Raw genomic sequence first — 22,158 nt, 5'->3', positions numbered from 1 at the left:
GTGCGGTGCCATCCCAGTCGCAGGTGAAACGGGGCGCCCCGCTGCTCGGCCGGTTCCGGCACGGGTACGTGGCGCCCGCGGCGCTGCTGGTCGCGGTGCTGCTCTACGCGCCGTTCCTGTGGACCGCCTACCTCAGCCTGACCACCTATGACGGGCTGGAGCCGCCGGTCTGGAACGGACTGGCGAACTTCGGCGAGCTCTTCGACGACGCGGCGCTGCTGACCTCGATCCGCAACACGCTGATCTGGGTGATCGGCACGATGGTGCTGCCGGTCGGGCTCGGGCTGCTGGTCGCGGTGCTGTCGTACGACATCAAGGGCGGCGCCTGGTTCCGGGTGCCGTTCATGCTCCCGTACGCGCTGAGCGGCGCGGGCCTGGCCATGGTGTGGAGCCCGATCCTGTCGCACGGCGGCATCGCGAACGTGCTGCTCGGCGTGGACACCGCGTTCCTCCAGGACGCGCCGGTGAACACGTTCGCCATGCTCGCGGTCTGGACCTGGCAGCAGCTCGGCGTGAACACGCTGCTCTTCGTCGTCGGCCTGCAGTCGATCCCCAAGGAGCCGATCGAGGCCGCGCGGCTGGACGGCGCGGCGGGGTGGCGGCTGTTCCGGCACGTGATCTGGCCGCTCATGCGGCCGCTGACGGCGGTCGTGGTGGGGCTCGCGCTGGTGGCCGGGCTGAAGACGTTCGACATCGTGTGGGTGCTGACGCAGGGCGGCCCAGGACGCAACTCCGAGACGCTCGCGGTGACCATGTACAAGGAGACGTTCGTGGCCAGCGACTACGGCTACGGCTCGGCGGTGGCGGTGCTGCTGACCGTGGTGACCGGGCTGGCCTCCTACCTCTATCTGCGCAGGCAGGTGACGGCCACGTGATCCGCCGTGCCGTGCTCGTCGTGCTCGGGCTGGTCTGGCTCGGGCCGACGTACCTGCTGCTCGTCAACGCCTCCCGGCCGGCCGGTTCGTACGACCCGGCCGGCGCGTGGGCGCCCTCGGGCGACTTCGCCCTGTTCGACAACTTCGCCACCGCGCTGGACAGCGCGAACCTGACGCAGAGCCTGGCCAGCACAGCGCTCTACAGCATCGTCTCGCCGCTGCTCGGCGTGCTCGTCGGCGCGCTGGCCGGTTATGTGATCGTGGTGCTGCGGCTGCGCCACGGGTTCTGGTGGTTCCTGCTGATCTTCGGCGGCACGATCTTCCCCTCGCAGATGCTGCTGGTGCCGCTCTTCGTCGGCTACAGCGACGCCGGCCTGTACGACAGCCGCCTCGGCATGATCCTCATCTACACGGCGATCAACGTGCCGCTGGCCGCGTTCGTGCTGCGCAACTTCTACAGCGGCGTCGCGTTCTCGGTCTTCGAGGCCGCCAGGATGGACGGCGCCTCGACGTGGCGCATCTTCTGGCGCATCTACCTGCCGATCTCGTTCACGGCGCTGACCGCCGTGTTCATCCTCGAGTTCACCTTCATCTGGAACGACCTCATCTTCGGCCTGACCCTGAGCCAGACCGAGGAGGTACGCCCGGTCATGACCGCCATCGCGGGCCTCATGACCGACGTGTACGCCGGGACCCCGGTCCCGGTCGGCCTGGCCGCCGGGCTCGTGGTCTCGCTGCCGACCGTGGTGTTGTTCCTGGCAACCCAGCGCCTCTTCGCCAGGGGCCTGTCTCTAGGGAGTGTTCAATGACCAGCCGGTTGCTCCAGCGCAGCCTGGGGAGCCCCGACTACGACGGGATCAGGCAGGCGCTGCGAGACGACACCTCGACGCCCGTGCTCAGCGTGCGCGGGCTGGAGGTCAGGGTCGCGGTGCTGCCGCTGTTCACCCACGACGGCCGCCAGGCGGTCCGGGTCTCCAGCACCGAGCCGCTGACCCACGTGCTGGTGGGCGTGGACAGCGCGTCGGGCCGCGACGTGACGCTGCTGGTGCCGGAGGTGGACGCGCCGCGCGAGTTCACGCTGGAGTGCCGCGACGACGCGGGCGTGGTGGGCAGCGCGCAGATCACGGTGACGCCGCAGCGCAAGTGGAGCGTGTTCGTGGTGCACCACTCGCACCTCGACATCGGCTACACCGACCCGCAGGGCACGGTGCTGCGCCACCACCTCGACTACCTCGACGCGGCCGTACGCCTGGGGCAGGAGACCGCGTCCTGGCCGGACGACGCCAGGTTCCGCTGGACGGTCGAGTCGTCGATGCCGGCGCTGCGCTGGCTGGAGCACCGGCCGAAGGAGATGGTGGACGCCTTCGCCGAGCTGGCCAGGGCGGGCCTGATCGAGGTGACGGCGCTGCCGTTCCAGCTGCACACCGAGGCGTGCTCGACCGAGGAGCTGCACCGGCAGCTGCGCTTCACCGGGCAGCTCGAACGCCGCTACGGCTTCGCCACGAAGTCGGCCATGCACACCGACGTGCCGGGCGCGGTCGTGGGCCTGGTGGACGCGCTCAGTCAGCACGGCGTGCGCTATCTCGCGGCGGCGCACAACTGGGCCGGGCGGTCGGTGCCGTACCTGCACGGCGGTGACAAGCTGAGCAGGCCGTTCCGCTGGCGGGCGCCGAGCGGCAACGAGATCCTCGTGTGGTTCACCGACACGCCGCACGGGATGGCGTACATGGAGGGCAACACGGTCGGGCTGACCGACTCCTACGAGCTGGCCGACGACCTGCTGCCGCGCTACCTGTCGGCGCTGGCGACGCGCGGCTACCCGTACGGGCCGGGCACCTTCGGCTGGCAGGGGCCCGACGCGCCGAAGGAGCCGTACGAGCTGGACGTGCTGCACCTGCGGGTGCAGGGCGCGCACGCCGACAACGCGGGGCCGTCGATCGTGCCGGCCACGATCGCGCGGCGGTGGAACGAGCAGTGGGCCTACCCCCGGCTGCGCAGCGCGGTCAACAGCGACTTCTTCGAGCACGTCGAGGAGCGCTACCACGACCGCCTGGCGGTGCACGAGGGCGACTGGACCGACTGGTGGGCCGACGGGCTCGGCTCTGGCGCGCGCCCGCTGGGTTACGTGCGCAGGGCGCAGTCGGCGCTGCGGGTGGCCGAGACGCTGCACACGCTGGCCGGGGTGGACGCGACCGAGCGGATCGACGCGGCGTACGACAAGGTCGCGCTGTTCAACGAGCACACGTGGGGCGCGGCGAACCCGTGGGAGGACGCCGAGGACGGCGGCGACTCGGGCGGCCTGCAGTGGACGCGCAAGTCATCGGGCGCGTACGACGCCCAGGACGACGCCTCCGACCTGCTGCACGCGGCGGCAAGGAGGTTCGGCGCGGCACTCTCGGAGTCTGGTGGCGAGGGCGGCGCGCTGTCGTCGTTCGCCGTCTTCAACCCGGCGACGTGGACGCGTACCGACGTGGTGCGCGCCTTCCTGCCCCGGGACGTCGTCGATGTGGAGGTGCCGATCGCGCTCGTGGACGCGCGGACCGGCGAGCGGCTGCCGCACCACGAGGAGCTGGTGGACCCGGCGGATTGGCCGACCAGGCCGATCGGCCGGCACGTGCACGCGGTCGTGCCCGACGTGCCCGGCTTCGGCTATGTCCGGCTCGACGTCGTGCCCGGCGAGACGCAGGCTCCCGAGCCGGTCGAGCTGGACGAGAGCGGGGTGATCGAGAACGAGTTCTACCGCGTGGCGTACGACGTGCGCGAGGGCTACATCGGCTCGATCTTCGACAAGCGGGCGGGACGCGAGCTGGTCAACGGCGAGGCGGCGGCCGGGTTCGGCCAGTACGTCTACGACCGCTACGCCACCGCCCCGCACTTCAACCACCTGTCGGGCCACGTCGGCGCGCACGACCGCACGCTGCTCGGCGACCGGGCGATCGGCGAGCACGCCAGGATCACCGAGGCCAGGCGCACGGCCGTGGGCGAGAAGCTGGTCGTGGAGCTGCGCGGCAAGGGCGTCGACTGGATCCGCACGACGATCGAGCTGCACCACGGCGTGCCGAGGCTCGACCTGACCTACCAGCTCGCCAAGCAGGGCACCCCGGCGAAGGAGGCGGTCTTCCTGGCCTTCCCGTTCGCCGCGGGCCAGGCCACGGCCTGGGAGCTGACCGGCGGCGTCGGCGGGCCCGACGTGCCGAGGGTGCCGGGCTCGGCCGAGTACATGCTGCCGATCAGGCACTGGATCGCCTTCGAGGACCCTGAGCTGACCATCGCCTGGGCCACGCTGGAGGCGCCGCTGGTGCAGCTCGGCACCATCCACATGCCGTACGCGCCGTTCCCGCCGACCCTCGACCAGGAAGACGGCACGGTGTACTCGTGGGCGCTCAACAACATCTGGGACACCAACTTCCCCGCCCAGCAGCAGGGCGAGACGACGTTCCGGTACGCGGTGACGTCCGAGACGGGCGCGGGCGGGCGGCGGCTCGGCGCGGCGGCGGCCTCGGGGCTCTGCGAGCCGTTCGTGGGCGCGCTGATCACCGACAGCCCTGGGGCGTCGGAGACGTACGTGCGCGTCGATCACCCCGACGTGCTGGTGACCTCGATCGGCTGGGCGGGCGTGCGGCTGCAGTCGCTGGCCGCCGAGCCGGTGGAGACCACGGTGACGCTGCCGGGGCAGGAGCCGGTCGAGGTGCGGTTGCCCGCGTGCGGGGTGGCCGTGGTCAGGGGGGCGCGCCAGTGAAGATCGTCGACATCAGGGCCACGACGGTGGCCGTGCCCCTGGAGGCGCCGCTGCGGCACAGCAACGGCGCGCACTGGGGGCGCTTCGTCCGGACGATCGTCGAGGTCGAGGCCGACAACGGGCTCATCGGGCTGGGCGAGATGGGCGGCGGCGGCGAGAGCGCGGAAGCGGCCTTCCGCGCGCTCATGCCGTACCTGAAGGGGCACGACCCGTTCCAGCTCGAAGCGCTGCGCTTCAAGATCGCGAACCCGACGGCGTCGCTCTACAACAACCGCACGCAGCTGCTCGCGGCGATCGAGTTCGCCTGCCTCGACCTGGTCGGGCAGCACCTCGGGGTGCCGGTCAGCGACCTGCTCGGCGGGCGCATCAGGGACGCGGTGCCGTTCGCGTCGTACCTGTTCTTCCGGTACGCGTCCGACGCCCACGCCGAGATCCGCACTCCCGAGCAGCTCGTCGAGCACACGGCGCGGCTGAAGGAGGAGCACGGGTTCACCGTCCACAAGCTCAAGGGCGGCGTCTTCCCACCGGACCACGAGCTGGAGTGCTACCGCGCGCTGGCCGAGGCGTTCCCCGGCGACCGGCTCAGGTACGACCCCAACGCGGTGCTGTCGGTGGCCGAGGGGCTGCGCTTCGGCAAGGCGATCGAGGGCCTGAACAACGACTACCTGGAGGACCCGGTCTGGGGCCTCGAAGGGCTGCGGGCCGTGCGCGCGCAGGTCGGCGTGCCGCTGGCGACGAACACGGTCGTGGTGAACTTCGAGCAGCTCGCCTCCAACGTGCTGCGCAGGAGCGCCGACGTGATCCTGCTGGACACGACGTTCTGGGGCGGCATCAGGCCGTGCGTCAAGGCGGCGGGGGTGTGCGAGACGTTCCAGCTCGGGGTGGCCGTGCACTCGTCGGGGGAGCTGGGCATCCAGCTCGCGACGATGCTGCACCTCGGTGCGGTGCTGCCGAACCTCACCTACGCCGCCGACGCCCACTACCACCAGCTCAGGGACGACGTGATCGAGGGCGGGAAGATGGCGTACTCGGAGGGCGCCATCGCCGTCCCGACCGGTCCTGGGCTGGGGGTGCGGCTCGACCGGGACCAGGTGGCCCGTTACGCCGAGCTCTACAAGGAGCTGGGCGGTTATCCGTACGACCGCGATCCCGGGCGTCCAGGCTGGTACGCGACGGTCCCCAACGAGAGGTTCGCGGATCCCGCGGTGGAAATCGCACCATAATGGGGCGATATGTCTGAAGAGTCGAAGCCTGCCGCCCCTGCCGACAACCTCGTCACCTCCTCCCACACCCTGCCGTCCGGCCAGGCGTACACCGCCACCGCCGGGACGATGGTGCTGCGCGAGGAGGTGATCACCGACGGCACGTTCGAGGGCCTGCGCCCCAAGGCCGAGGTGTTCGTCACCGCCTACACCCTTGACGGCGCCGACCCCGGCGATAGGCCGGTGACGTTCGCCTTCAACGGCGGGCCCGGCTCGTCCAGCGTGTGGCTGCATCTGGGCGTGCTCGGGCCCCGCCGGGTCGTCATGGGCGACGCCGGAGCGCTGCTGCCGCCCCCGTACGGGCTGGTGGACAACGAGGAGAGCCTGCTGCGGGTGAGCGACCTGGTCTTCATCGACCCGGTCTCCACCGGCTACTCGCGGGCCGCCCAAGGGGAGAAGGCGGAGCCGTACCACGGCTTCACCGGCGACCTGGAGTCGGTCGGCGAGGTGATCAGGCTGTGGACCACCAGGAACGGCCGGTGGATGTCGCCGAAGTTCCTCGCCGGCGAGTCGTACGGCACCGTGCGCGCCGCCGGGCTCGCCCAGCACCTGCAGTCGCGCTACGGCATGTACCTCAACGGCGTCATGCTCATCTCCTCGGTGCTCGACTTCATCACCGGCGAGTTCAACGAGGGCAACGACCTGGCCTACGCGCTCTACCTGCCGACGTACGCGGCCATCGCCCACTACCACGGCCTGCACGGCGACCGGCCGCTGGCCGACGTGCTGCGCGAGGCCGAGGAGTACGCCGACCGTGACTACCTGTGGGCGCTGGCCAGGGGCAACCGGCTCACCGCCGAGGAACGCGCGGCGGCCGTCGCCAAGGTCGCCGGGCTGACCGGGCTGAGCACCGACTACGTGGACCGGGTGGACCTGCGCATCGAGCACATCAGGTTCTTCACCGAGGTGCTGCGCCACCGGCGGCAGGTCGTCGGCAGGCTCGACGGCCGCTTCACCGGCTGGGACCCCGACGCCGGCCGCGAGCACTTCGCCGCCGACCCCAGCATGGACGCGATCATGGGGCCGTACAGCGCGGCGCTCAACCACTACCTGCGCACCGACCTGGGCTACGCCAACGACCTGCCGTACGAGGTGCTCACCTCGCGGGTGCGGCCGTGGTCGTACAAGGAGTTCGAGAACGCGCACGTGCAGGTCGCCTCCCGCCTGGGGGCGGCGATGCGGGCCAATCCGCACCTGCGCGTGCACGTCGCCTGCGGCTACCACGACGGCGCCACGCCGTACTTCGCCGCCGAGCACACCTTCGCCCACCTGCCCGTGCCGCCCGAGCTGACCGGCAACATCGAGTTCAAGTACTACGAGGCCGGCCACATGATGTACGTGCACGAGCCCAGCAGGCTCGCCCAGTCAGCTCACCTGGCGGCGTTCGTCCTCGGAGAGCAGGCGTGAGGCCTTCGCCAGGCGCTGCCTGAGGTTCTGGCGCAGCGCGGCGAAGCGGTCGGGGTTGTCGCGGACGAGGGCGTTCTGCAGGTCGGCGTCGGCCGCGTACCAGGCCGCGACCAGGCCCGACGCCCACTTGCACATGGTGTCGGCCGTCGCGGTCCGCCGCTCATCCTCCGTCACAGCCGTGGGCTCGTCGAGGTTCCAGCGGTTGTCGGCGATGGCGGCCTCGGGCGAGGGGTAGGAGTGGCCGGCCTGGCGCATGCACGACTGCCAGCGCTTGACCGCCGCCGTCACCGTCGGGTGCTTGGCGGCCTGTTCCAGCGTCAGCGAGTCCTGCAGGGCCAGCCACGGCCAGTCCGCCTCGCGCGCTCCCTCGTCCAGGGCGAGCGTGGCGCGGTCGAGGCAGCCGCGGTCGGCCGCGGTGCCGTACAGGCGGTGGCGGGTGCGCTTGGGCAGCTTGCCGGCCCAGGCGCCGGTCGTGTCGGGAGAGGGCGGCCTGGCCAGGTGGTAGCCGTGCCGCTTGGCCGCGTCCGGGTCGGTGACGCCGTAGCGGCGGGAGTTGCCGGGATCCACGGCGGCGATCGCGGCCGCGCTCTCGGCGGGCGGGTCGATGGTGATGCCCTGCCCCCGCATGCACCTGACGACGAGACGGTTGTGGGCGTTGCCCAGCACGGCCCGCTGCTCGGGAGTGGCCTTGTAGGCGTCGAACGGGAGCACGAGGTGCGACACCGAGGTGACGCCCTTGGTGGGCGCGGGCGGTGCCACCGGCTCTTCGACGCCGCAGGCCGCGGCCACCAGCACCAAAGTGCTCGCGATGAGCCGGCGGCAGCCGGTTTCCGAGGGCCAAGCCCGGAAACCGGCACTCCCTTTATCGCTCAGCGGCACCAGATGTCGAGCGCGCTGGCGCGGTTGTTGCCGATGGCGTTGTTCGCCAGGAAACCGTCGTTCGAGTTGTGCGTGAACGTGCTGTGCGCACCCGTGTAACCGGGGTGCTGCCAGAGCGTCGCACTGCAGCCGATGCGGTTGCGCACCGAGCTGGTCTCGTTGTCCATGCTGTGCCAGGAGTTGCTGAAGTCCCAGTTCAGCCAGTTGTTGTCGGCGAAGTTGGAGTCGTCCGAGATGAAGTCCCGCCAGTGGTCGACCTGGCCGCGGTTGTAGTCGTAACCGGCGTACAGGCAGACCCGGCCGCCGTAGCAGGTCGAGCGGGGGCTGGCCACCGCGGCGGCAGCGGGGGCGACCACGGTGAACAGCGTGGCCGCGGCGATGAGACCGGCGGCCTTCTTGGTGAGCCTCACAGGTTTCTCTCCGATCAGTGAGTCGTTTCTGCCGGGAACCCGGCGCGCCGGAATCGCACGCGAGCGGCCATGACCCGCGTCGATGTCCCAAAGGCGCCGCGCCCCTGGAAAGGGTCGCGGGCCCGGCCCGCCGCACTCACTGCTATCAGGGCCCTGCCCTGCGGTTTCGCCGCGTTGGCAGAAGTGTTGGCCCTCGTGGAGGAACCCGTGGTCTGCGCTCGACCTATTCGGGAAGCTCCTCGGGAAGCGCCGCGGGATTCTGCGCGAGCAGCCCGCCGTCCACCCGGTGCTCGGCTCCGGTGACGAACGACGAGCGCGGCCCCGCCAGGAACGCCACCACCTCGGCCACCTCCTCAGGGCGGCCCACGCGGCCCAGCGGATGGGTCCTGCCCCACTGCGCGACCTGCTCCTCCTGCGACAGCTCGCCCCGCCACAGGTCGGCCGCCCAGCGCAGCATCGGCGTGTCCACCGAGCCGGGGCAGACCGCGTTCACCCGGACGCCGTCCTTGGCGTGGTCCAGCGCCATGGCCTTGACCAGCCCGTTCAGCGCGGCCTTGCTCGCCGTGTACGCCGCCACCTGCGCCTGCGAGGCGAACGCCTGCACCGACGACACCACCACGATCGAGCCGCCGCCCCGGGCGCGCAACTGCGGCATCGCGGCCTTGCAGGTCAGGTAGACGCCCTTGAGGTTGATGTCGAGCACCTCGTCCCAGACCTCCTCGGGGGTGTCCTCGACCGTGCCGTAGCGCTGCACGCCCGCGCTGGTCACCACGATGTCCAGGCCGCCGTACCGGGAGACCGCGAGGTCCACCAGGCCGCGCAGGTCGTCGGCGCGGCGCACGTCGGCGACCCGGCCGGTGACGCGCTCGCCGTCCTGCTCGGCGTTCTCGTCCACCCCGCAGAACACCACCGACGCGCCGCCGGCCGCGAGCCGCTCGACCACCGCCCGCCCGATGCCCATGGAACCGCCCGTGACCAGCGCCACCTTGCCGTCGAACTCGGTCATGCCACCACCTCGGCGCGCATCTTCAACACCTTCGTCTCGTGCGGGCCCAGCTCCATGGCCGTCCCGTTGTCCACGGCCGCGGCCAGGCCGTCGGTCGGCATGCCGGCGAACGGCTCAAGGCCGACCGTGTACGCCTGACCCCACCAGGGGTACCCCGTGGTGGCGCCCAGCTCCTGCCACATCCACAGGTAGGGCAGGAGCGTGGCGTCCCACTCCACCCGGAAGCCGACCGCGCCGGTGATCTCGTACCAGCCTTCGTCGAAGCCGGTCAGGTAGACGATGTCGCTCGGCTCGCCGCGCTCGGGCACCACGCTCAGGTCCACCTCGCCGCCTCCGTCGGCGGGCACCACCGGCCACCGCCACGGGCCGCCCGCCTTGACCCGGCGCCCGCCGGGCGCGATCGGGGTCTCGTGGGGGATCACGGTGACGCCGTCGGGCAGCCTGATCCGGCCGCCCGGCCGCAGGAACGGCAGGCCGTACACGATGTGCTGGCCCCACATGGCGTGCAGCGGGAGCCCCGACTCGTTGGTGGCGCGCGCCTCGATCTCCAGCGCGGCCGTGCCGGAGCGCAGCCGCAGCACCTTCTCCATCCGGTACGGCAGCCGCCGCGTCCGCACGCCGAGCCGCACGGCGACCTCCTCGGGGGAGTCGGCCACGACCGCGCACTCCCACGGCAGCCCCGCCACCTCGCCGTGCTGCGCCAGCCGCGCGCCGCGGTATTCGCTGGGCGCGCCGCCGTTGGGGAACACGTCCTGCCAGCCGCCCTCGTAGTGGTCGATGAAGGGGGCGACGTCGTCGGGCGCGCCCTGGAGGTGCTCGCGCGGATCGCGCAGGCCGCGCGGCGTGAGCCAGACGAGGTCGGTGTCGGTCGGCTTGTGCAGGAACTCGACGACGTCACCGCCCTTGCCCGGCAGCACGGTGACGCGCAGCCGCTCGTTCTCCAGGGTGACCGCGGCCAGCCCCTCGATCGTGCCCTGGCGCAGGCGGGCCGCCCAGTTGCGCCTCACTGGAACGTCACGTCCAGGAAGCGCGGGCGGTAGATGGAGACGTCGTCGTAGTGGTCGGTGTTGACGAAGCTGTTCACGTTGTACGACACCACGAGCCCGGGCCCGTCGATCTCCGGGTGCGCGTGGGCGTTGTAGGTGAAGATGTTCCCGCTGGTTTCGGGGGTCGTGTAGACGTGCTGCTTGGCGGTGAAGGGGCCGGCGGGTGAGCAGGCGGAGTAGGCGACGATGTTCGGGTTGAGCGCCACGGTCGTGTCATGCGTGATCAGGACATATCCGGATCCGACCTTGCTGACGCTGTACTCGTTCGCCACCCCGTCCATCACCCGTGCCGAGTCGGCCGGGTTCGCCGACCAGCCGCCGTCGGCCGTGCGGTACTCCCAGCGGCCCAGCAGGCTGTCGCCCTTGACCCTGGCGATGTGCATGTACTTCGGCGAGCCGAGGTCCTCGACCCCGTAGACGTAGGTGTGGCCGCCGTCCCTGAGGATGCCCGACGCCCAGGCCACGCCATGGCCGCTCGGCAGGTCGTGCACGCTGATCGGGCGCTCAAGGCGGCCCGGCGCGAACCTCGCGACCACGTTGCGGTGCCAGCGCCAGTCCCACGCGCCTTCGCCGAAGCGCTCGTACTCCTGGTAGGTGACCTCCACGAGGCCGCCGGCCAGCGTGGCGTCGCCGGCCCAGTACCAGTGGTTCTCGTCGCGCGGGGGCATCACGGCCTTGGGCTTCGCCTCGGTGCCGCCGTGGATCGTGGACAGCCGGCCGTTGCGCTCGACGGCGAAGGTGTTGTTGAGGAAGACCGTCGAGCCGCCCTCCTCGACCACCGGGGGCCTGGAGCCGTCCTCGTTGACCCGGCCGAGGAACGTGTCGGAGAAGACCCACAGCTCCTTGCCGCCGGGCAGCTTGAGCGAGTACGTGCCGTCGGCGCCCGTCCAGTCGTCCAGGCGGTTGTTGTCGTTGCCGTGGTTGGTGAACAGGCTGGTCAGCCGGGTGTCCGGGGTGGCGCTGCGGACAGTGGGGGCGCAGGCGGACGTTTCCTGTGCCGCCGCGGGCTGAGGGACGGCGGTGAAGCCGAGCAACGCGATGGCGAGGGGGGCGAGGGCGGAGCGGAATCGCGTCATGACAGTTCCTAGGGGGAGGGACGTTCCCTACAGTTCTAGTCATTAGATCACTTGGTGTCCAGGCCCCTCGTGAGGGCGACGAAATCCGGATGACCGGGTGGCGGGGCGCCCGTTACCCTGCCGGGATGGGCCACGTGGAAGTAGGACATTTGACGTATGTGCTGCCTGACGGGCGGCCGCTGCTCAACGACGTCTCCTTCCGCGTCGGCGAGGGCGTCAAGGCGGCGCTCGTCGGGCCCAACGGCGCGGGCAAGACCACGCTCATGCGCCTCATCGCCGGCGACCTGCAGCCGGTCGAGGGCAGCGTGGCGAGCTCCGGCGGGCTCGGCGTGATGCGGCAGTTCATCGGCAGCGTGCGCGACGGCAGCACCGTACGCGACCTGCTGCTCGGCGTCGCGCCACCGGCCGTGCGACAGGCGGCGAAGCGGCTCGACGAGGCCGAGCTGGCCATGATGGAGCGCGACGACGAGAAGACCCAGCTCCGCTACGCGCAGGCCATCAGCGACTACACCGACGCCGGCGGCTACGAGATCGAGGTGCTCTGGGACACCTGCACGGTCGCCGCGCTCGGCGTCCCGTTCGACCGGGTGCAATACCGCGACGTCGCCACGCTGTCCGGCGGCGAGCAGAAGCGCCTGGTCCTGGAGGCGCTGCTGCGCGGCCCCGACCAGACCCTGCTGCTCGACGAGCCCGACAACTACCTCGACGTGCCCGGCAAGGAGTGGCTTGAGCGGCAGCTCAAGGAGACGCCCAAGACCGTCCTGCTGGTCAGCCACGACCGCCAGCTCCTCGCGAACGCGGCCGACCGCATCGTCACCGTCGAGTCGGGCAACATCTGGATCCACGGCGGCGGCTTCGCCACGTACGCGGAGGCGCGCAAGGCCCGCAACGAGCGCCTCGACGAGCTGCGCAGGCGCTGGGACGAAGAGCACGCCAAGATCAAGGCCCTGGTCAACATGCTGAAGAACAAGGCGCGCTACAACGACGGCATGGCGGCCGCCTACCACGCCGCCCAGACCAGGCTGCGCAAGTTCGAGGAGGCGGGGCCGCCCGAGGTGGCGCCGAGCGAGCAGCACATCTCCATGCGGCTGCGCGGCGGACGCACCGGCAAGCGGGCGGTGATCTGCGAGCAGCTCGAGCTCACCGGCCTCATGCGCCCGTTCGACCTGGAGGTCTGGTACGCCGAGCGGGTCGCCGTGCTCGGCTCCAACGGCTCGGGCAAGTCCCACTTCCTGCGTCTGCTGGCCGGTGAGCAGGTCGCGCACGAGGGCGTGGCCAGGCTGGGCGCCCGCGTGGTGCCCGGCCACTTCGCGCAGACCCACGCGCGTCCCGACCTGCGCGGCCGCACTCCGGTCGAGATCGTCATGACCGAGCACGCCAGGCTCAAGAACGAGGCGATGAAGGCGCTGGCCCGCTACGAGCTGGCCGGCCGCGTCGCCGAGCAGCGCTTCGAGACGCTCTCCGGCGGCCAGCAGGCCCGGCTGCAGATCCTGCTGCTGGAGCTGTCGGGCGCCACGCTGCTGCTGCTCGACGAGCCGACCGACAACCTCGACCTGGCCAGCGCGGAGGCGCTGCAGGCGGGCCTGGAGGCGTTCGACGGCACGGTGCTGGCGGTCACGCACGACCGGTGGTTCGCCGCCGACTTCGACCGCTACCTCGTCTTCGGCGCCGACGGCACGGTCTACGAGTCGTCCGAGCCGGTCTGGGACGAGTCGCGCGTGGTGCGTCCCCGGTGAGCGACCCGCGTTAAAGAGTTGGTACGGCTGGCGCGTGTCCGCTGCCGGTCGTGCCATGTTCGGGTTATCACGGCAAAGTGATCCCGCGTAGCCGAACCGTCAGCCTCCTCGCACTCGGGGCGATCTGCCTCGCCGGGTGCGCGAGCGAGGTACGTCCCGTCCAGCCCCAGCTCAAGCCGCTCGCGATGAAGGAGCAGGTCTCCAACATCGTCAAGTCCGCCGACGGGTACGCCGTCAACTGGGCGGGCGTGCTGACCAACGCCAACCCGTGGCACTTCGGCGAGCACGTGGTCGCCACCATCGTCGGCCACGACGCCAAGGGCGCCGAGGTGCTGAAGCTGGACCAGCCGCTCGACGCGGTGCCGCCGGGCGGCTCGCTGGCTTTCACCGGGCAGGCTCCGGCCTCGGTGAAGCCGGCGAAGGTGACGATCCAATACCGGCCCGCGCGGTGGCGGCAGGCGGCGCGGATCGCCTCGTCGTTCCGGCCGTTCCCGATCAGCCGGGTGCAGACCCTGCCCCAGAAAGACGGCTCTTACCTCATCACCGGATATGTCGATAATCCCTATCAAATGCCGGTGAGCAGCCTGGTCGTGACGGCGATGTTGCGTGATAAATCCGGAAAACTCCTCGGCGGTGGCGACACGTTCGTGGACGACGTGAAGGCGGGCAGCGCGCCCAGGTTCGTCCTGTCGGTGCTCGGCCTGCCGAAGAACGCCAAGGTCGCCAAGACCGAGATCACCGCCAGGACCTGGGGGTCCACCGGGCGGCCTTACGAGGAGCTGGCGCTGGCCGGCGCGGTGCCGATGCACACGGTCAAGCCGACGAGCGAGCCGTTCGCGGTGGACAGGAGCATTGCCGTCCTCTCCGAACACAAGCAGTAATTTCCGAAAATTTCGGGCGGTAATGCTGCGCGGCGCGATATTTCCGTACGGGAATCCGCCCGCTCCCAGACAAGAACCGGCCATTAGCCCGGAAATGGTGGAACTACTAGTTACCGATCCATTACCTTCGGTCACATGACTGACCGCGTCCTGGTGGAAGCACTCCGCGCCCGCGATCCAGGGGCACTCGCCACGCTCTACGACGCGTACGCGGAGAGCGTCTACCGTTACTGCTGGTCCCTTCTCCTCAGCGCCGAGAGCGCCCAGGTGGCGCTCCGCGACACGCTGATCGCCGCCGAGGCGCACGCCGGCGCCCTGGCCGATCCCGACAGGCTTGGCACCTGGCTCTACGCGCTGGCCAGAGCCGAGTGCCTGCGCCGCAGGGCCGCCGAGCCGCCTGGCGCCGACGAGGGCCTGGCCGAGGCGCCCACCCTCGACGACCCCGCCGACGCCGACCTGCGCATCATGGCCTGGAACGCCGTCCAGAGCCTGCCCACGGCCGAGCGCGAGGTGCTCGAGCTCGTCCACCGCCACCGGCTGCCCGCCGCCGAGCTGGCGCAGGTGCTCGCGCAGCCCGTACGCCAGGTCGAGCTGCTGCACGAGCAGGCCCGCGAGAGCCTGCGCGACGCCATCACCGCCGAGGTGCTGGCCAGGAAGGGCCCCTACGACTGCCCGCGCAGGGCCCGCATCCTGTCCGGCTTCTCCGGCGCGCTGACCGCGGAGATGCGCGAGCACCTGGTCAGGCACCTGCCGCGGTGCGAGGTCTGCGCGCCCCACCGCAGCCGCGAGGTCTCGGTCGCCAAGGTCTACGAGCTGCTGCCCGAGCCCGCGCTGCCCGAGACGCTGCGGGTGCGCGTGATGAGCTGCTTCGCCGACCCCGAGCTGCTGCCCTACCGCCGCTACGTCGCCCGCCGCACGGCCGCGCTCGGCGCCGCCGGGTTTCCCGTTCCCGACGCGCACCACGGCAGGAGATGGCCTCAGGCGGTGGCGGGCGCGCTGGCGGCGGTCGCGACCGTGGTGGCGATAGCGGTCATCTTCCAGCACATAGGAAGGGAGAACGGTGGAGTGACAGGTGTCGCGACGGCCGCGTTCCCGGCCACGGGCGAACCGCCCGGCATCCGCCTGCCCTGGCAGGCCGACCCCGAGGACGTCCCGTTGACCGTGCTGCCCATCCTCGACGGCACGACCACGCAGCCACTCGGCGTCACGGGGACGCCGGGGCAGCCGCCGCCGGTGGTCCCCGTGGTGGCCACGCCGACCGGCGGCTCTCCGCCGTCGTCACGGCCAGGCGAGCCGGAGACGCCGCCTTCCCGGCCCGCCTCGCCACCGCCCTCCCCGCCCGCGCCACCGGAGGAGCCGCCTACGCGGCTCACGCCGCCCGCGGAAGAGCCGCCCGAGCAGCCCCCGACACAGGCCCCGCCGACCCGGACTCCACCCCCGAAGCACCCGCACCCCCACCCGCCGAGGCCCCGGCCGTGCGGTCCCCGCACCCCGTGCCCGACCCCGTCCCCCTCGCCGAGTCCCAGCCAGACCCCCACGCCCACCACCACGCCGTCGGAACCGGCCACCCCCACCCCCTCGGACGAGCCGTCCGCGACCCCCGCGGAGAACCGCAGCTGAACCTCGTTCTGTCAGCGCTTCGGAAAGGGGCGATTGAGGCTCGGTGTGGTCACGTTACGTGAGTTAACCCGGGGGAATCGTGCGCATAGAGTAACCAACGGTTTCAGGGGGACCTATGCGCGCATTCCGGGCCGGGCTCCTCGTTGCCTGCCTGCTGGTGGCCGCGTGCCCGCCCGCGCTCGCCGAGCCGGGTCCGTCCCGCCACGACGTCAAGCGGGCCCGCCAGACCGTACGCGAGCGCTCACACCAGCTCAGCCGCACCACCGCCGCCCTGGTGACCGCCCAGTCGCGGCTCGACCGGCTGGCGGCCGAGGTGGAGTGGCTGGTGGAGGCGTACAACGGGGAGGTCGTCCGGCTGCGCAGGGCCGAGCAGGCGCAGCAGCAGGCCACCGCCCGGCTCGCCGCCGCCGACGCCGAGGTCGAGCGGGCCAGGCAGGACGTCGCGCTGCTCGCCGCCGAGAACTACGGCGGCCTGGGGACGGTCAAGCCGTACATGGGGATGCTGGCCGACCGCGGCGGCACGGACGGGTTCCTGCACCGGGCCATGGTGCTGGGCTATCTGGAAGAGGAGCAGGGCGCGGTCATGCGGCGCCTGCGCGACGCCCAGGAAGTGGCCGCGATCCTGCGGACGTACGCGGGGCGGGCGCACGCCGAGCGGCTCGCGGCGGCGGAGAGCGCCCGGCGGGCCAAGCTCGCCGCCCAGACCGCGGTCGCCCGCCAGCGGCGCGAGACCCGGCAGCTGATGGCCCGCAAGACGACCCTGCAGCGCAAGGTGAACGCCGCCCGCACCCGCGCCCAGCTCCTCGCCAGGCGGCGCGCGGCGGCCCTGTCAGGGCTCGTCGCGGGCGGCTCGCGGATGGGGGACGTGGCCGCCAACTGGGCGCTCACCCAGCTCGGCAAGCCGTACGTGTGGGCCGCCGCCGGCCCCGAGACCTATGACTGCTCGGGACTGACCATGCGGGCCTGGGAAAGAGCGGGCGTGCGGCTCGACCACTGGACGGGCACCCAGTGGACCTCGGGCCCGCACGTGCCGCTCGACCAGCTGCGCCGCGGCGACCTGCTGTTCTTCGCGCACGTCAGCGGCAATCCCTCGACCATCCACCACGTCGGCATCTACGTCGGACGCGGCCAGATGGTGCACGCGCCGCAGACCGGCGACGTCGTACGGGTGGCCTCGATCTGGCGCGGGGACCTGGTGGGCGCCACCAGGCCCCGCTGACGGCAGGTCAGTGGTGACCGTGCTCCTTGGCCCGGCGGAACGAGCGCTCGATCTCGGCCTCGGCCTCGATGCGGCCCACCCAGTTGGCGCCCTCGACCGACTTGCCCGGCTCCAGGTCCTTGTAGACCTCGAAGAAGTGCTGGATCTCCAGGCGGTCGAACTCCGAGACATGGTGGATGTCCTGGATGTGGTGCATGCGGGGGTCGGTGGACGGCACGCACAGCACCTTGTCGTCACCGCCCTTCTCATCCGTCATCCGGAACATCCCCACCGCACGGCACGTGATGTAGCACCCGGGGAACGTCGGCTCCTGCAGCAGCACCAGCGCGTCGAGCGGGTCGCCGTCCTCACCGAGGGTGTTCTCGATGAAGCCGTAGTCGGCGGGGTACTGCGTGGAGGTGAACAGCAGCCGGTCAAGCCTGATCTTGCCGGTCTCGTGATCGACTTCGTACTTGTTCCGTTGTCCCTTGGGAATCTCAACGACAACGTCGAACTCCACCGCGGTTCCTCCGCTCAGGCCCCCGGGCACCCCCGGGCGGGCGTTAATGTCTCGTAGGCGAACACAGGAGAGAGGGCAGGCGACGTGGCGCGGCGCGACCGGTTGGTGATGCTGACCACCCTCGCCGTGCTCCAGATCCTGACGGTCGTCATCGGCGTTTACGCGATGACCACCGACTTCAACCTGAGCGCGCTGACGAGCGGGTCTGCGCCGACCGATCCGACGGCGTCTCCGGCGGAAGGCTCTCCCCCCGTCCCCGTGGTCACCGCGGGGCCTGTGCTGGCCCAGCTTTCGGCGAAGTCAGGAGACGGACCTCTCCCGACTAAGGGTACTTTGACGAAGCAGTTGGCCAGCGCGCTGGGTGACGATGCGCTCGGCGGACGGGTGGGCGCGGTCGTCCTCGACACCGTCACAGGCGAGCAGCTCTTCGCGGCCGATCCCGACACCGCCATCACCCCCGCCTCCACCACGAAGATCATCACGTGCACCGCGGCCCTGGCCGCGCTCGGCCCCGACGCCCGGCTGTCCACCCGCGTCGTCCAGGGGACGAAGCCCGGCACGATCGTCCTCGTCGGAGGCGGCGACCCCATGCTCGCCGGTCCCCAGGCCAGGTCGTCCGACTACCCGAAGCAGGCGAGCCTGAACACCCTGGCCGCGCGCACCGCCGCCACGCTCAAGGCGCGGGGTGTGCGCAAGGTCACCCTCTCCTACGACGACAGCCTGTTCACCGGCAACCCCAAGGCGCCCGGCTGGAAGCCCAACTACATCCCCGACGGCGAGGTCGCCCCCGTCCACGCGCTGATGATCGACGAGGGCCGCCAGGACCCCCGCTTCCGCGCCCCCCGGGTCCAGAACCCGCCCCAGTACGCCGCCGACGCCTTCGCCAGGCTCCTCGCCAAGCAGGGCGTCTCCGTCGCCAGGTCCGTACGTCCCGCCAAGGCGCCCGCCGGCGCCGCCGAGCTCGGCCGCGTCGACTCCGCCCCGCTCTACGCGCTCGTCGAGCACACGCTGACCCGCAGCGACAACGACCTCGCAGAAGCCCTCATGCGGCACGTCGCCATCAAAGAGGGCCAGCAGCCGTCGTTCGGCGGCGGCGGCAAGGCCGTGAACGCCGTGCTGCAGCGGCTCGGCCTGGCCCAGAACGTCTCGCTCTCCGACGGCAGCGGCCTGTCCATCCGCAACCGCATCAGCCCTCATGCCCTCGCCAAGGCCATCGCCCTGGCCGGCGCGCCGCAGCACCCCGAGCTGCGCGCGGTCGCCACCGGCATGCCGATCGCCGGCTTCTCCGGCACGCTCGGCAACGGGCGGCGCTTCACCGGCGGCGACAGCAAGGACCAGGTCGGGCTCGTCCGCGCCAAGACCGGCACGCTCAACCACATCAACACGCTCGCCGGGCTCGCCACCACCAAGGACGGGCGGCTGGTCACCTACGCCTTCATGGCCGACCAGGTGCCGGTCAACGCCGAACCCGTGCTCGACCGGCTCGCGGCCATCGTCGCACGTTCCTGAGCACGTTCCTCCGCACGGTCCTTCGCGGCCCGCCCCAGAAGCACGTACCGTGGACGGTATGCAGGTGATCGACTGGGATCTGGCCGTCACGACCGGCACGCGCCTCGTGCGCCCCGGCCCACAGGTGAGCCGGGAGGAGGCCAGGCAGGCCGTCGCCGAGCTCCGCACCCTGTCGCGCGAGGCCGAAGGGCACGTGCGGCAGTTCACCAAGATCCACACGGAGACCGCGCCGCAGCCGGCGACCATCGTCGACCGGCCCGGCTGGATCAAGGCCAACGTCGAGGGCTTCCGCGTGGTGCTCGAGCCGCTCACGCAGCGCATGGGCAACTCCGACAACCAGCCGCCGGCCATCGTCACCGCCGTCGGCTCCCGCATCACGGGCGTCGAGGTCGGGGCCGTGCTGGCCTTCCTCGCCTCCCGCGTGCTGGGCCAGTACGAGCTGTTCCTGCCGCCTGACCCGACCGGCCAGGAGCCCGCGGGGCGGCTCACGCTCGTCGCGCCCAACATCGTCCACGCCGAGCGCGAGATGGGCGTCAACCCCCACGACTTCCGCCTGTGGGTGTGCCTCCACGAGGAGACCCACCGCGTGCAGTTCACCGGCGTGCCCTGGCTGCGCGAATACGTGCGCTCCCAGATGACCGAGTTCCTGCTCGCGTCCGACCTCGACCTGCCCACCCTGCTCGAGCGCCTCCGCAACGCCGCCGACACCGTCGCCGACGTGGTGCGCGGCGGCGAGGGCAACCTCATCGACGCCATCCAGTCGCCCGGCCAGAAGGAGATCCTCGACCGCCTCACGGCCGTCATGACGCTCGTGGAGGGCCACGGCGACTACGTCATGGACGCGGTGGGGCCGTCCGTGGTGCCCTCGGTGGCCGACATCCGCGCCAAGTTCGCGCAACGCCGCGAGGGCGGCTCCCGCCTCGACCGCACGGTCCGCCGCCTGCTGGGCATCGAAGTCAAGATGAAGCAGTACGCGGAAGGTTCCGCCTTCGTCCGCACGGTCGTGGACCGCGTGGGCATGGACGGCTTCAACAAGGTCTGGACGTCGCCGGAAACCCTCCCCACCACCCCGGAGATAGCCGACCCGACGTCCTGGATCAGCCGCGTCATAGGCACCCCGGCCCTTCCCGCCTAACAGAGAAGCCGGGACACCCAAGCCTCACGACCCCGCAACAGCGGCACCCGCCCACACCACCGCACCGCCACTGAGGGCCTCGCCCCTCGGGGTTCTCACGAGCACCGCGTCGGCGGGGTGTGGCGCGGCGCTTGTCGGGGGCGGGGTGGGGGAGGCGGGAGAATGCCTGCGTGGGTCCACATCCGGCTGTTGCTGATGTACGTAGGGCTGTGCGGGAGGCGTTGACCGGTCTGCCCCAGGGGGCGCTCGTTCTTGTCGCCTGTAGCGGTGGGGCTGATTCGCTGGCGCTGGCGGCGGCGACCGCGTTCGTGGCGCCTCGGGCCGAGCTCAGGGCCGGGCTGGTGACGGTTGACCATCAACTGCAGGAAGGCTCGGGGGAGCGGGCCGTCTCGGTGGCGCGCATCGGGTCAGAAATGGGGCTCGATCCCTCCGAGGTGCTCACCGTCACCGTTGGCACCGAAGGAGGGCCTGAGGCGGCGGCCAGGGAGGCTCGGTACGCGGCGCTGAGCGGGGCGGCGGAGAGGCTGCGGGCGGCGGCGGTCTTGCTGGGGCACACCAGGGATGATCAGGCTGAGACGGTTCTGCTGGGGTTGGCCCGGGGAAGCGGGACGCGGAGTCTGTCGGGGATGGCGTCCGTCGCGGGGATCTATCGGCGGCCGCTGCTGAGCATCCCTCGGGCGACCACGGTGGCGGCTTGCGGAGCGCTCGGTCTGCGGCCCTGGGATGATCCGCACAACGAGGATCCGCGCTTCACCCGGGTGCGGGTCCGCCGGCGGGTGCTGCCGGTGCTGGAGGCGGAGCTCGGGCCGGGGGCGGCGGAGGCGCTCGCGCGGACGGCGGCCATGGCGCGGGAGGACGCGGACGCCCTCGACGAGTGGGCAGATTCCGCGTACGGAAATTGCGCTCTAAGCGATATCGGCGGGTCGGTGAGGCTGCCGGTGGCGGAGTTGGAGAAGCTGCCCGGCGCCGTGAGGCGGCGCGTGGTGCGGAGGGCGGCGATCGCGGCGGGAGCACCGCCCGGAGCCCTGTGGGCGACCCACGTGCTGGCGGTGGACCGGCTGGTCACGCACTGGCACGGGCAGAAAGCCGTGCATCTGCCCGGGGGTCTGTCCGCCGTCCGGCGGTATGGCACCCTGATATTCGCCATCAGTCCCATCCCGTAAGGAACCACAGGTGGACGCTGCCGACATGGGCAATGACCTGGAAAAGGTGCTCATTCCCGAGGACGAGCTCCAGGCGAAGATCAAAGAACTCGCGGCCCGGATAGACGAGGATTACGCGGGCAGGGAAGTGCTGCTCGTCGGCGTGCTGAAGGGCGCGGTCATGGTGATGGCCGACCTGGCCAGAGCGTTGCACGTGCCGGTGCAGATGGACTGGATGGCGGTGTCGTCGTACGGCGCGGGCACCAAGTCGTCCGGCGTCGTACGCGTGCTGAAAGACCTCGACACCGACATCTTGAACCGCCATGTGCTGATCGTCGAGGACATCATCGACTCGGGCCTGACGCTGCACTGGCTGCTGGAGAACCTGAAGTCGCGCAATCCCGCGTCGCTGGAGATCTGCGCCGCGCTGCGGAAACCCGACGCGGTGAAGGTGCCGATCGACGTCAAATACGTGGGCTTCGACATTCCCAGCGAGTTCGTCATCGGTTATGGGCTCGACTACGCGGAGCGCTACCGCAACCTGCCGTTCATCGGCACCCTGGCGCCGCACGTATATCGATAGCGCTTCGGGCCCTCCGTTCCGGCAATGGCCGGGAACATGGCGCAACGTGACGTACGTTGATAGGGCAAGACCGGTGCAGCGGGCGGGTCCCTCCGTGCGCTCTGCCGGTGTACCTTCAGACTCCGGGAGGGTGA

General features: G+C 71.2%; 19 protein-coding genes. 13 read left to right on the top strand and 6 right to left on the bottom strand.

Annotation, left to right across the window (positions count from 1 at the left end; all coding sequences use genetic code 11):
* Positions 1-23: 23 nt before the first annotated feature.
* From ABZW11_RS04810 to ABZW11_RS04790, 5 genes are read left to right on the top strand one after another with little or no spacing between them, the layout of a single operon-like run.
* Positions 24-875, top strand: coding sequence for a sugar ABC transporter permease (locus tag ABZW11_RS04810; RefSeq protein ID WP_355412688.1), 852 nt, complete (start codon positions 24-26; stop codon positions 873-875).
* The gene (locus ABZW11_RS04805; RefSeq protein ID WP_355412686.1) at positions 872-1,684 is read left to right on the top strand and encodes a carbohydrate ABC transporter permease; all 813 of its coding nucleotides are present in this window, start codon (positions 872-874) and stop codon (positions 1,682-1,684) included. Before ABZW11_RS04810 ends, ABZW11_RS04805 begins: the two co-directional genes overlap by 4 nt.
* Positions 1,681-4,614: a glycoside hydrolase family 38 C-terminal domain-containing protein gene (locus tag ABZW11_RS04800; RefSeq protein WP_355412684.1), complete on the top strand. Its 2,934-nt coding sequence runs from the start codon at positions 1,681-1,683 to the stop codon at positions 4,612-4,614. Before ABZW11_RS04805 ends, ABZW11_RS04800 begins: the two co-directional genes overlap by 4 nt.
* Positions 4,611-5,837, top strand: a complete 1,227-nt coding sequence (locus tag ABZW11_RS04795) for an enolase C-terminal domain-like protein (RefSeq protein ID WP_355412682.1) — start codon at positions 4,611-4,613, stop codon at positions 5,835-5,837. Before ABZW11_RS04800 ends, ABZW11_RS04795 begins: the two co-directional genes overlap by 4 nt.
* 9 nt (positions 5,838-5,846) lie before the next feature.
* Positions 5,847-7,283, top strand: coding sequence for a peptidase S10 (locus ABZW11_RS04790; RefSeq protein ID WP_355412680.1), 1,437 nt, complete (start codon positions 5,847-5,849; stop codon positions 7,281-7,283).
* Here ABZW11_RS04790 and ABZW11_RS04785 read toward each other — a convergent pair.
* The 5 genes from ABZW11_RS04785 to ABZW11_RS04765 form a co-directional block, all read right to left on the bottom strand.
* Complete coding sequence (locus tag ABZW11_RS04785) at positions 7,242-8,081, bottom strand: hypothetical protein (RefSeq protein WP_355412678.1); 840 nt, start codon at positions 8,079-8,081, stop codon at positions 7,242-7,244. The genes ABZW11_RS04790 and ABZW11_RS04785 overlap by 42 nt on opposite strands.
* 71 nt (positions 8,082-8,152) lie before the next feature.
* Positions 8,153-8,572, bottom strand: a complete 420-nt coding sequence (locus tag ABZW11_RS04780) for a peptidase inhibitor family I36 protein (protein WP_355412676.1) — start codon at positions 8,570-8,572, stop codon at positions 8,153-8,155.
* Between the two features lie 223 nt (positions 8,573-8,795).
* Positions 8,796-9,578 carry an SDR family oxidoreductase gene (locus ABZW11_RS04775; RefSeq protein WP_355412674.1) on the bottom strand — a complete coding sequence of 261 codons (783 nt, stop codon included), beginning with the start codon at positions 9,576-9,578 and terminating at the stop codon, positions 8,796-8,798.
* Positions 9,575-10,585, bottom strand: a complete 1,011-nt coding sequence (locus tag ABZW11_RS04770; protein ID WP_355412672.1) for a DUF4432 family protein — start codon at positions 10,583-10,585, stop codon at positions 9,575-9,577. The genes ABZW11_RS04775 and ABZW11_RS04770 overlap by 4 nt, the downstream gene beginning before the upstream one ends.
* Positions 10,582-11,700 carry a DUF4185 domain-containing protein gene (locus ABZW11_RS04765; RefSeq protein WP_355412670.1) on the bottom strand — a complete coding sequence of 373 codons (1,119 nt, stop codon included), beginning with the start codon at positions 11,698-11,700 and terminating at the stop codon, positions 10,582-10,584. Before ABZW11_RS04765 ends, ABZW11_RS04770 begins: the two co-directional genes overlap by 4 nt.
* Before the next feature lie 125 nt (positions 11,701-11,825).
* Here ABZW11_RS04765 and ABZW11_RS04760 point away from each other — a divergent pair, with 125 nt between their 5' ends.
* The 4 genes from ABZW11_RS04760 to ABZW11_RS04745 all read left to right on the top strand — a co-directional run bounded on the left by ABZW11_RS04760 (position 11,826) and on the right by ABZW11_RS04745 (position 17,156).
* Entirely contained in the window at positions 11,826-13,436 is a 1,611-nt protein-coding gene (locus ABZW11_RS04760; protein WP_355412668.1) for an ATP-binding cassette domain-containing protein, read from the top strand.
* Positions 13,437-13,513: 77 nt separating this feature from the next.
* Complete coding sequence (locus ABZW11_RS04755; RefSeq protein WP_355412667.1) at positions 13,514-14,317, top strand: hypothetical protein; 804 nt, start codon at positions 13,514-13,516, stop codon at positions 14,315-14,317.
* Between the two features lie 135 nt (positions 14,318-14,452).
* Positions 14,453-15,937, top strand: coding sequence for a sigma-70 family RNA polymerase sigma factor (locus tag ABZW11_RS04750; protein WP_355412665.1), 1,485 nt, complete (start codon positions 14,453-14,455; stop codon positions 15,935-15,937).
* 115 nt (positions 15,938-16,052) lie between these two features.
* Positions 16,053-17,156 carry a C40 family peptidase gene (locus ABZW11_RS04745; RefSeq protein ID WP_355412663.1) on the top strand — a complete coding sequence of 368 codons (1,104 nt, stop codon included), beginning with the start codon at positions 16,053-16,055 and terminating at the stop codon, positions 17,154-17,156.
* A gap of 7 nt (positions 17,157-17,163) precedes the next feature.
* On the opposite strand, the gene ABZW11_RS04740 is transcribed toward ABZW11_RS04745, so the two are convergent.
* Positions 17,164-17,655 carry an inorganic diphosphatase gene (locus tag ABZW11_RS04740; RefSeq protein ID WP_355412661.1) on the bottom strand — a complete coding sequence of 164 codons (492 nt, stop codon included), beginning with the start codon at positions 17,653-17,655 and terminating at the stop codon, positions 17,164-17,166.
* A gap of 84 nt (positions 17,656-17,739) precedes the next feature.
* Here ABZW11_RS04740 and dacB point away from each other — a divergent pair, with 84 nt between their 5' ends.
* The 4 genes from dacB to hpt all read left to right on the top strand — a co-directional run bounded on the left by dacB (position 17,740) and on the right by hpt (position 22,024).
* On the top strand, positions 17,740-19,164 hold the full coding sequence (gene dacB / locus ABZW11_RS04735; RefSeq protein WP_355412659.1) for a D-alanyl-D-alanine carboxypeptidase/D-alanyl-D-alanine-endopeptidase: 1,425 nt from the start codon (positions 17,740-17,742) through the stop codon (positions 19,162-19,164).
* Between the two features lie 58 nt (positions 19,165-19,222).
* Positions 19,223-20,299, top strand: a complete 1,077-nt coding sequence (locus ABZW11_RS04730; RefSeq protein ID WP_355412657.1) for a zinc-dependent metalloprotease — start codon at positions 19,223-19,225, stop codon at positions 20,297-20,299.
* 170 nt (positions 20,300-20,469) lie between these two features.
* Entirely contained in the window at positions 20,470-21,462 is a 993-nt protein-coding gene (gene tilS, locus ABZW11_RS04725; protein ID WP_355412655.1) for a tRNA lysidine(34) synthetase TilS, read from the top strand.
* 10 nt (positions 21,463-21,472) lie between these two features.
* The gene (gene hpt, locus ABZW11_RS04720; protein ID WP_355412653.1) at positions 21,473-22,024 is read left to right on the top strand and encodes a hypoxanthine phosphoribosyltransferase; all 552 of its coding nucleotides are present in this window, start codon (positions 21,473-21,475) and stop codon (positions 22,022-22,024) included.
* Positions 22,025-22,158 lie beyond the last annotated feature (134 nt).

The sequence above is a fragment of the Nonomuraea sp. NPDC004580 genome, assembly GCF_040609855.1.
Taxonomy (GTDB): Bacteria; Actinomycetota; Actinomycetes; order Streptosporangiales; family Streptosporangiaceae; genus Nonomuraea; species Nonomuraea salmonea.
This window is presented reverse-complemented; position numbering and strand designations above follow the sequence as displayed.

Excerpts from the sequence above, each read along its gene's own strand:
- ABZW11_RS04800 (WP_355412684.1), top strand. The coding sequence starts at position 1,681 with ATGACCAGCCGGTTGCTCCAGCGCAGCCTGGGGAGCCCCGACTACGAC.
- ABZW11_RS04790 (WP_355412680.1), top strand. The coding sequence starts at position 5,847 with ATGTCTGAAGAGTCGAAGCCTGCCGCCCCTGCCGACAACCTCGTCACC.
- ABZW11_RS04775 (WP_355412674.1), bottom strand. The coding sequence starts at position 9,578 with ATGACCGAGTTCGACGGCAAGGTGGCGCTGGTCACGGGCGGTTCCATG.
- ABZW11_RS04765 (WP_355412670.1), bottom strand. The coding sequence starts at position 11,700 with ATGACGCGATTCCGCTCCGCCCTCGCCCCCCTCGCCATCGCGTTGCTC.
- ABZW11_RS04760 (WP_355412668.1), top strand. The coding sequence starts at position 11,826 with ATGGGCCACGTGGAAGTAGGACATTTGACGTATGTGCTGCCTGACGGG.
- ABZW11_RS04750 (WP_355412665.1), top strand. The coding sequence starts at position 14,453 with ATGACTGACCGCGTCCTGGTGGAAGCACTCCGCGCCCGCGATCCAGGG.
- ABZW11_RS04745 (WP_355412663.1), top strand. The coding sequence starts at position 16,053 with ATGCGCGCATTCCGGGCCGGGCTCCTCGTTGCCTGCCTGCTGGTGGCC.
- ABZW11_RS04730 (WP_355412657.1), top strand. The coding sequence starts at position 19,223 with ATGCAGGTGATCGACTGGGATCTGGCCGTCACGACCGGCACGCGCCTC.